The sequence below is a fragment of the Kitasatospora sp. NPDC007106 genome (assembly GCF_040634455.1).
Lineage (GTDB): Bacteria > Actinomycetota > Actinomycetes > Streptomycetales > Streptomycetaceae > Kitasatospora > Kitasatospora arboriphila.
The window spans coordinates 1-2,486 of record NZ_JBEYFP010000834.1; the positions used below are offsets into that span (position 1 = coordinate 1).

Below are 2,486 nucleotides of genomic sequence, written 5' to 3' on the forward strand. Positions count from 1 at the left end.
ACCGACCATCCGCACGTGCGGGTCGCCGTGATCGGCTCCGGCTTCGGCGGCCTCGGCGCCGGCGTCCGGCGCACCTTCTGGTTCCAGCAGTCCGCCGCGCTGTACGGCGCGAACGACCCGCGCTACTGGGACTTCTTCACCGGCACCGACTTCGACACCGCCACCCGCTCGTCGGCCGTCAGCAACGCCGTGAACCCGGCCAACTCCGACGACCGGAACAACGACACCACCTGGCGGTGCAACAACAGCCCGACGGGCCGGACGGCGACGGCCGCGGCCGGCTCCGGCAGCTACGCGCACAAGAACTACTGCGACCTCGCGGGCGTATGGGTCGACCCGGACACCGGCGACTGGTACGGGCTGGTGCACAACGAGTTCACCCCTCAACCGTTCGGCGACGGCCTGCACTTCGACGCCATCGACTACGCCGTCTCCACCGACCGGGGGAGCACCTGGACGATCCGGGACCACGTCATCACCTCGCCGTACAGCACCGCCCGCGGCGACACCACGGCCTTCCCCCACCAGACGTACTCCTACGGCGACGGCGACCAGCGGCTGTTCGTCGACACCGCCTCCGGGTACTTCTACGTCTTCTACGGCTCGCGCGTGGTCGACAAGTCCGGTGGCTGGAAGGCCTTCTACGAGCACGCGGCGCGCGCCCCGCTCTCCGGCAAGATGGCGCCCGGCAGTTGGCAGAAGTGGTACGACGGCGCCTGGTCGCAGCCCGGGGTGGGCGGCCGGGAGAGCAACATGGTGCCCGTCGGCCCGTCCAGCACCACGGGGTACACCCCGGTGACGGGCGAGTACGACCCGGCGAACACCGGCACCGCGGCCCAGCAGATCGCCGCCGGGACGATGCCCGCGACCTCGCCGCTGTTCGTCATGGACGTCACCTGGAACGCCCACCTCGGCCTCTACATCGGCGAGCCGCAGGCCGTCGACCAGAGCGGCAACGCACCGCAGCAGTTCTACGCCACCGCCGACCTCGCCACCCAGAAGTGGTTCCTGCTCGGCGACACCGGCAGCTACCGCACCGCGTCCTGGTACCGCTGGTTCCTCGACGGCGCCAACCGCACCAGCTCCACGATCACCGGCCGGACCTTCCGCTCGTACTGCGCGTTCGGCTGCTCCGGCGGGGCCTCCGGCCAGTACGTGGACGTCACCGTCGGCGCCTCGGCCGCCCCCGCGCCGCCCGTCGACCCGTCCAGGACCTACCGGATCGCCGGCGCCAACGGCCGGGTCCTCGCCCAGGTCTCCGGCGGCTCGGCGACCACCTCGCTGGCCTCCGCCACCGGCTCCGCCCTGGAGTCGTGGACCTTCGCCGCCAACGGCGACGGCTCCTACCGGATCGCCAACGGCTCCACCGGCCGGCTGCTCGGCGTGAACTCCGGCGCCGTCGCCGGCCGGGCCTGGGGCGCGCTGCCCACCGTCACCGCCGCCCCCGCGAACGGGCCCACCGTCGGCCAGCAGTGGTGGGTGATCCCGGGCGCCACCGCCTCCGGCACGGCCACCGGCACCGTCAAGCTGGTCAACCGCTACAGCGGCCTCGTCCTCGGCCTGACCCCGGCGGCCGGCCGGCTCGCCGAGACCGCGCCCGTCCGCAGCTGGACGGACACCGGCGGCAGCGGCGTCGGCGGCGGGCGCAGCGCGGACGAGCAGGCACTGACGCTGACGGCCGTCGGCGCGGCGGCCGAGACCGTCACCGTCACCGGCCCGGGCGACCAGTCCACCAAGGTGAACACCGCGGTCTCGCTGCAGCTCACCGGCAGCGACTCCGCGAACAAGGCGCTCACCTTCTCGGCGACCGGGCTGCCCGCCGGCCTGTCGATCGGCGCGGGCGGTCTGATCACCGGGACGCCCACGGCCACCGGATCGTCGACGGTGACGGTCACCGCCTCCTCCGGGACGGCCACCGGCTCGACCACCTTCACCTGGGCCGTCAACCCGGCGCTCGCGGGCAGCCACACGCTGACCGCCTCCGGCAAGGCGCTCGACGACCCGAACCACTCGACCGCCGCCGGTACCCAGTTGGTGACCTGGGCACCGAACGGCGGCCCGAACCAGACCTGGGTCTTCACCGCGCAGGCGGACGGCAGCTACCAGATCACCAACGGCGAGTCGAACCTCTGCATGGACGTCAGCGGCGGCTCGACCACGGCCGGCGCCCAGGTCATCCAGTGGACCTGCACCGGCGGCAGCAACCAGCGCTGGGTGGTGACCGCCGTGAGCGGCGGCTACCGGATCAGTTCGCAGAAGAGCGGCCTGCTGCTCACCACCGCCTCCACCGCGGACGGCGCGGCGGTGACCCAGCAGGCGGACACCGGCTCGGCGCTGCAGCGCTGGACGGTCGGCTGACCGAACGGTCCGCAGGGCCCCGCGGGGAGGTCGACCGCGGGGCCCTCCCGGTGTCTGCGGCCGAGCACCGCCGTTGCCCGGGGCGGCGCGGGCGATGCGGGCCGTGCGGGCGGCGCGGGCGGCGCGGG

1 protein-coding gene is annotated in these 2,486 nt (G+C 73.7%); it reads left to right on the plus strand.

The window, feature by feature from the left end:
• The first annotated feature begins 15 nt into the window (after positions 1-15).
• The gene (locus tag ABZ641_RS33000; protein ID WP_359987835.1) at positions 16-2,358 is read left to right on the plus strand and encodes an RICIN domain-containing protein; all 2,343 of its coding nucleotides are present in this window, start codon (positions 16-18) and stop codon (positions 2,356-2,358) included.
• Positions 2,359-2,486: the final 128 nt, after the last annotated feature.